Origin of the sequence: Massilia hydrophila (assembly GCF_020208145.1) — a bacterium.
Classification (GTDB): Bacteria; Pseudomonadota; Gammaproteobacteria; order Burkholderiales; family Burkholderiaceae_D; genus Telluria; species Telluria hydrophila.
The window spans coordinates 1,560,215-1,566,570 of the sequence record NZ_JAHYBX010000001.1 but is presented as its reverse complement, the minus strand read 5'-3'; the positions used below and the strand labels follow the sequence as shown (position 1 = coordinate 1,566,570).

Here is a 6,356-nt window from a genome sequence, read left to right as displayed (position 1 = left end):
ATTTGGCGGCAGATGGGATTCCAACCGCCGCCATTGCTTCTCGGTTAGATCAGTTCGGCTCATCTTCATAGCCCTCCCGATCTAATTCTCTCATTCTTCGCCTTCGCTCAGTCAGACAGACCCTAGGGCAAGGGCGCGGCCGGACCGCGCCCGTTCCAGTTCACCACGCCCCGCAGCGCATGTCGCTCCGGGGCGTTTTTGCGTGCGCGTGGATACGACGAGCCAGGCTGGAGCGCCAGTCGATAAATATGATGCCCGCCATATGATAGGCTTCATATGATGAGCGTCATATGATGATCATCATATTTCAAATGCCGGCAGAAAGTGACGCGACGAACCGTGCAGGTCAAGTTTCGCCAACGGGAATGAATAGCGAGACAAGAAGCTCCCTTGCCGCCGCCAGCGCCGCCCGGCCTTCCTGGTTATCGCCATGCACCCGCGCCAGCTGCAAATTCCCGAGCAGCGCGCCGGCGATCACGCCAGCCAGCGCCGGCTGCGCGCCCTCGGGCAAGGCGGAGGCGACGCGCCGCACCAGCCGGTCCAGGCGCTGGCTGGCCGCAGTGCGCACCACTTCCTCCAGGCGCGGCAGCTCCCCCACCAGCGCGGCCACCACGCAGCCCTCCTCGGGCTGAGCCAATTGCTCGTCGGACAAATAAAGCGCGATCAGGGCCCGCAGCGGTTCCTCTCCCTCTTGCACGCGCACGGCGATGCGCTGGTCCAGCATTGCACTGCTGACGCCGCCTGCATGTTCGATCGCCTCGACTAGCAGCGCGTCGCGCGAGCCGAAATGGGCGTAGAAACCGCCGTGGGTCAGGCCGGCCTCCTTCATGACCTCGGCCACGCCGACGCCGGCACAGCCATGGCGGCGCACTGCCCGGCTGGCAACCTCGACGATACGATGATGGGATTGTTCGCGCTTGCTGGATTTGGACGATGGGCTCATGGACGGACCGCGTAGATATGATGAGCATCATATTATGCCCATCATATTCTTCACGTCAATGAGTTCAGGAGAGCGCGGTATCGAGCACGGTCATCAGCACGAAACCGAACACCAGCGCGATGCTGGCCACGGTGCCGTTGCCGTTCTGGCGCATCTCCGGAATCACGTCATTGGCGATTACGAGCAGCATGGCGCCGCCCGCTGCCGCCAGCGCGAAGGGCAGCATGCCGGACGCGATGCCGATCAGGGCCACGCCAACGGCGGCGGCGACCGGCTCGATCAGGCCCGACGCCGCTCCCATCCCGACCGCGCTCAAGCGGCTGTAGCCCACCGTGCGCAGGGCCAGCGCGACCACCAGGCCTTCCGGCACGTCCTGGATCGAAATCCCGGTGGCCAGGGCATTCGCCTTTTCCAGGTCGATGCCGGCATAGCCGACGCCGATCGCCAGGCCTTCCGGCAGGTTGTGCAGGGCCACCGCCCACACGAACAGCCAGGCGCGCCGCAGCGAGACGCCGGCCTCGCCTTCGGCCAGGATATCCTCGGCGTGCACGGCGCGGCCGAGCAGCAGGATGGCGCCGGCCCCGGCCATGATGCCTGCACCCGCCATCAGGCTCGCTTCCCAGCTCCCCGCGCCGGCCGAGCGGGCCGCGGCGATTGCGGGAATGACGAGCGAAAATGCGGTGGCGCCCAGCATCACGCCGGCGCCGAAACCGAGGAAGGAATCGTAGGCCCGTTTTGAAAAATTCTGCGCCAGCAGGACCGGCAAGGTCCCGAGCGCCGTCGCCGCCGCCGCGGTGGCGCCACCCAGCAGGGCGCGGTGCATGCGCGGATCGGCGTTCATGACCTGTTCCGCCAGGCTGCCCAGCAGGAGGATGCCGCCGACGCCACACACCAGGAAGCCGAGCACGCGCCGCAGGCTGAGCGCGCGCAGGAGCCCGCGCAGCGACATCAGGCGCCTGTCGTGGTACTTGTCCGTATGAGAATCCATGCACTATCCAGTCTCGGCCGCGCGCGCCGGGCTGCGCCCGGGGCGCGCGGCGCTCTGCTATTTCTTGCCCGGCTTCATCGCCTTCATCGACTTGGACACACCCTTGTCGACCGGATGGCTCATGCCAGTGTCATCCAGCTCGCCGCCGTTGTTGGCGGTGACCGCCCGGCCCATCGCATTGCCCGACGATCCGCCCATCGTAGCACTGCTGTCCGATTGCATGCTCATGCCGAGTTCCGCACCGGTGCGCGGGGTCGACATCGGGTCGGACATGGTGCGCATCGCCATCTGCTTGAGGATGTCGATGTCGCTGCTCGGCAGCGCCACCTCGGCTTCGCCGGAGCCGCCGTCCACCGCCTGCTGCTTTTCGCGGTCGGTGACGAAGTCCCAGTCGGCACCCTGGTTCCAGGGGCCGCGCATCTCGCCCGGACCCTGAGACATGTTGTAGTACACGCTGGCGAAGCGCGGATCGGCCGGCATTTTTCCCGGCGGGAAGTTCGGCTCGATGGCGTACAGCGCCTTTTCAAACGACTTCTGGTGCGCCACTTCGCGCGTCATCAGGAAGCCCAGCGCTTCCTTCACCCCCGGGTCGTCAGTCAGCGCGATCAGGCGCTCGTAGACGATCTTCGCGCGCGCCTCGGCGGCGATGTTCGAGCGCAGGTCGGCGGTCGGCTCGGTAATCGAATCGATGTAGGCGGCGGTCCAGGGAACGCCAGCGGAATTGACCAGCGGCGTGCCGGCGCCGTACAGCACCTGGGTGATATGGCTGTCGTTGCCGGGGCCGGTAATCGCCTTGTACATGTCGGCCTCGCTGTCCACGGCCTCGGCAAGGCGGCCCTTGGCGCCCTTGTTCAGCATCGCGACGATGTGGCCGATGATCTCCAGGTGGCTCAGCTCCTCGGTCGCGATGTCGTACAGCATGTCCTTGCGGCCCGGGTCGTCCTCGGATACGGCCTGGGTGAAGTAGCGCATGGCCGCGGCCAGTTCGCCCTGCGGTCCGCCAAACTGCTCCAGCATCAGGTTGGCCAGGGCCGGATTCGGTTCGCTGACGCGGACCGTATATTGCAGGCGTTTGTTATGTGCAAACATGAACAATTCCTCCGTTGATGAGTGAAACGGCGCGCCGGAGCGTCGCCCTTCGGGTGGCGTCGTGTCCGCCAACCCATGGATTCATCTTCGCAGCGTGGCCCGGCAGTGGGGATCAGGTGTTCGCGCGTGCCAGTGTAGGACTAGGGCGACAATTAACGATGTCGCTGAAATTGTTGAATCTGATCAAGGGGAGAAGAAAGCTGGTTTACGAGGGCGCGAGCCTGCACCGGCAGTCCCCTTCGCTCCATGCTGACAAGGGCGCGGCGTGCGCTCCTACAGTAAGCATGCGTCACGGCGCACTACCATGTTAGCTATATGACCATAAAGGGGGTACCGATGTTTAACCTGAATAAGCTGAGTCCGACGATCACCAACATGATCCGCTTCGACCATTCGCACGTGATGGTCACCTTCCACCAGTACGAGAAGGACAAGCCGGCGCGGGTGAAGAAGGCGCTGGCGGACACGATCTGCGATGCGCTGGAAATCCACGCCACGCTCGAGGAAGAGATCTTCTACCCGGTGATGCGCCAGCGCGATGCGGGCGAACCCTTCATGCACAAGGCCGAGCCGGAGCACGACGAGATGCGCCGCCTGATCGCCGAACTACGCCGTACCAGCGGCGCCGATCCGCGCCACGACAAGCTGGTGATGGAGCTGATGCGCGACGTGATGCACCACGTGGCCGACGAGGAAACCACCCTGCTGCCCCACGCCGAGGCCAAGCTGAGCCGCGAAATGCTGTCCGACATGGGCGCCAAGATGACCCGCCGCCGCATGGAACTGGTGGGACCGAAGGCCGGCAAGCTGGCCAAGGAACACGCGGTCGGATTCTCGGGCAGCACCGCCGCCGTGGTGGTCGGCCTGGCCAGCGCGCTGTTCGCCGCCAAGGCCTTCGCACCGAAGAAGACCTGGAAGTCGAACCCGGCCTGAGTCCCCGCTGCGGGCAAGCTGGATGCCGGCCGCCATCGCGGCCGGTTTTCTTTTGCCCCCGCCCCCGGCCGGGCGGGCCAGACGGGCCAAGCGCCCTCCTTCACGCGAACCAGGCCATCACGCGCGGCACCAGCCACGGCGCCAGCAGCGCCGTCAGGGCGCCGTTCAGTCCCATCGCCAGGCCGGCGAAGGCGCCCGTCTCGGCGCTGGTCTGGAACGCGCGCGCGGTTCCGACGCCGTGCGCCGACAGGCCGAGTGCGAAGCCGCGCGCCGCCGGCGAGGCGATGCGCAGGCGGTCGAACAGCCAGGGCCCGGTCATCGCCCCGAAGATGCCGGTCCCGATCACCAGCGCCGCGCTCAGGGCCGGGATCCCGCCCAGGCGCTCGGACACCGCCATCGCGATCGGCGAGGTCGCCGACTTCGGCCCGAGCGTGGCCGCCAGCTCGGGCGTCGCGCCCAGCAGCAGCGCCACGGCGACGCTGGACACGATCGCCACCACGCAGCCGCACAACAGCGCGCACGACAGCGGCAGCAGGGAGCGGCGCAGGCGCGGCAACTGGCGCACCAGGGGCAGCGCCAGCGCCACCGTGGCGGGACCGAGCAGGAAATGGACGAACTGCGCGCCGGCGAAATAGGTCTGGTAGGACATGCCGGACAGCCACAGCGCCAGGGCCAGCAGGCCGATCGCGAGCGCCACCGGATTGGCCAGCGGCGCGCCCTTGAAGACGGCGGTGATGCGGTAGGCCGCCAGGTAGGCGCACAGGGTCATGGTCAGCCCCAGCAGCGGCGACGCGGACAGGTAGACCCAGAAGCGGGCCAATTCGCCGAAGGCGGGCAAGTCAGGCATCGCTGTCCTTTCCCAGCCCGCGCAGCAGCAGTGCGGTGATGGCCAGCGTCAGCACGGTGCTGGCGGCCAGCGAGGCAAGGATGGCGAGCCAGTGGCCGCTGCCACGGGCGGCGGTGGCGACGATCCCGACCCCAGCCGGCACGAACAGCAGGGACAGGTGCGACAGCAGCGCATTGGCTGCCCCCTCGATCCTGTCCTGCAAGGGTGGCCAGGCGGCCAGCGCCGCCATCAGGAGCAGCATACCGGCCACCGGGCCGGGAATCGGGAGCTGGAACAGGAAGACGATGCCTTCGCCGAGGCATTGGAACAGCAGCAGGATGGTGAAGGCGGCGAGCATGGGCTGGACGGGCGCAAAAGGTCCAGCATAGCAAAAGCGCGCGGCCGGCGTGCGCCCGCCGCGCGCCCGCCGCGCATCCGTGCTTGGCTCAGGCGGTGGCCGGGGCGCCCGCGATCGCGCCGCGGCGCAGCTGGTCGCGTTCGATCGACTCGAACAGGGCCTTGAAGTTGCCTTCGCCAAAGCCGTCGTCGCCCTTGCGCTGGATGAACTCGAAGAACACCGGGCCCAGTTGGGGCACGCCGAAGATCTGCACCAGGAGACGCGCCTTGCCATCCTGGACCGCGCCGTCGAGCAGCAGGCCGCGCATCTTGAGCGCCGCGGCGTCCTGGCCGTGGCCCGGGATGCGCTCGTCGAGCATCTCGTAATAGGTGTCCGGCGGCGGCGCCATCAGCGGCACGCCGGCCGCGCGCAGCTTGTCGACGGTGGCGATCAGGTCGTCGGTCAACAGGGCGATGTGCTGGATGCCTTCGCCGTTGAACTGCATCAGGAACTCCTCGATCTGGCCGCCGCCGGCCTTGCCCTCCTCGTTCAGCGGGATGCGGATCTTGCCGTCCGGCGCCGTCATCGCCTTCGAGGTCAGGCCGGTGTATTCGCCCTTGATGTCGAAATAGCGGATCTCGCGGAAGTTGAAAAGCTTCTCGTAGAAGCCGGCCCAGAAGGCCATGCGGCCGCGGTAGACGTTGTGGGTCAGGTGGTCGATGATCGAGAGGCCGTGGCCGACCGGGTTGCGCTCGACGCCTTCGATCCATTCGAAGTCGATGTCATAGATCGACTTGCCGGTGTTGCCGCCTTCGTCGTAGCGGTCGATCAGGTACAGCGGCGCCCCGCCGATGCCCTTGATGGCCGGCAGGCGCAGTTCCATCGGGCCGGTCGGGATCTCGATCGCCTGGGCGCCGAGTTCGAGCGCGCGCGCATACGCCTTGTGCGCGTCCTTCACGCGGAAGGCCATGCCGCAGGCGGACGGACCGTGCTCGGCGGCGAAGTAGGATGCGAAGCTCTTCGGCTCGTTGTTGACGATGAAGTTAATGCCGCCCTGGCGGTACAGCACCACTTGCTTCGAGCGGTGCAGCGCCACCTTGGTGAAGCCGAGCGCTTCGAACACCGGTTCCAGCACGCCCGGGGTGGGCGAGGCGAACTCGACGAACTCGAAGCCATCCAATCCCATCGGATTCTCAAACAGGTCTGCCATTTCTTGTTCCTTGTATGACGTTGTCGGGTG

7 protein-coding genes are annotated in these 6,356 nt (G+C 66.7%); 1 reads left to right on the top strand and 6 read right to left on the bottom strand.

Going from position 1 to position 6,356, the window contains the following annotated elements:
* Window positions 1–346: 346 nt before the first annotated feature.
* The 3 genes from LE190_RS07070 to LE190_RS07060 form a co-directional block, all read right to left on the bottom strand.
* Window positions 347–943 carry a TetR/AcrR family transcriptional regulator gene (locus tag LE190_RS07070; RefSeq protein ID WP_225238015.1) on the bottom strand — a complete coding sequence of 199 codons (597 nt, stop codon included), beginning with the start codon at window positions 941–943 and terminating at the stop codon, window positions 347–349.
* A gap of 64 nt (window positions 944–1,007) precedes the next feature.
* Window positions 1,008–1,931 (bottom strand): ZIP family metal transporter, encoded by a 924-nt coding sequence (locus LE190_RS07065; protein WP_225238014.1) that lies wholly within the window; start codon window positions 1,929–1,931, stop codon window positions 1,008–1,010.
* A gap of 57 nt (window positions 1,932–1,988) precedes the next feature.
* Window positions 1,989–3,020, bottom strand: a complete 1,032-nt coding sequence (locus tag LE190_RS07060; protein WP_225238013.1) for a manganese catalase family protein — start codon at window positions 3,018–3,020, stop codon at window positions 1,989–1,991.
* Window positions 3,021–3,356: 336 nt separating this feature from the next.
* Here LE190_RS07060 and LE190_RS07055 point away from each other — a divergent pair, with 336 nt between their 5' ends.
* Entirely contained in the window at window positions 3,357–3,953 is a 597-nt protein-coding gene (locus tag LE190_RS07055; RefSeq protein WP_225238012.1) for a hemerythrin domain-containing protein, read from the top strand.
* 100 nt (window positions 3,954–4,053) lie between these two features.
* Here LE190_RS07055 and LE190_RS07050 read toward each other — a convergent pair whose 3' ends face one another.
* The 3 genes from LE190_RS07050 to hppD form a co-directional block, all read right to left on the bottom strand.
* Window positions 4,054–4,791: an LrgB family protein gene (locus LE190_RS07050; RefSeq protein ID WP_225238074.1), complete on the bottom strand. Its 738-nt coding sequence runs from the start codon at window positions 4,789–4,791 to the stop codon at window positions 4,054–4,056.
* Between the two features lies 1 nt (window position 4,792).
* On the bottom strand, window positions 4,793–5,137 hold the full coding sequence (locus LE190_RS07045) for a CidA/LrgA family protein (RefSeq protein WP_225238011.1): 345 nt from the start codon (window positions 5,135–5,137) through the stop codon (window positions 4,793–4,795).
* 88 nt (window positions 5,138–5,225) lie between these two features.
* Entirely contained in the window at window positions 5,226–6,326 is a 1,101-nt protein-coding gene (gene hppD / locus LE190_RS07040; protein WP_225238010.1) for a 4-hydroxyphenylpyruvate dioxygenase, read from the bottom strand.
* Window positions 6,327–6,356: the final 30 nt, after the last annotated feature.

What these genes read in the sequence shown, in the direction of transcription:
- LE190_RS07070 (WP_225238015.1), bottom strand. Translation starts at nt 943, where the DNA reads ATGAGCCCATCGTCCAAATCCAGCAAGCGCGAACAATCCCATCATCGT.
- LE190_RS07065 (WP_225238014.1), bottom strand. Translation starts at nt 1,931, where the DNA reads ATGGATTCTCATACGGACAAGTACCACGACAGGCGCCTGATGTCGCTG.
- LE190_RS07060 (WP_225238013.1), bottom strand. Translation starts at nt 3,020, where the DNA reads ATGTTTGCACATAACAAACGCCTGCAATATACGGTCCGCGTCAGCGAA.
- LE190_RS07055 (WP_225238012.1), top strand. Translation starts at nt 3,357, where the DNA reads ATGTTTAACCTGAATAAGCTGAGTCCGACGATCACCAACATGATCCGC.
- LE190_RS07045 (WP_225238011.1), bottom strand. Translation starts at nt 5,137, where the DNA reads ATGCTCGCCGCCTTCACCATCCTGCTGCTGTTCCAATGCCTCGGCGAA.
- hppD (WP_225238010.1), bottom strand. Translation starts at nt 6,326, where the DNA reads ATGGCAGACCTGTTTGAGAATCCGATGGGATTGGATGGCTTCGAGTTC.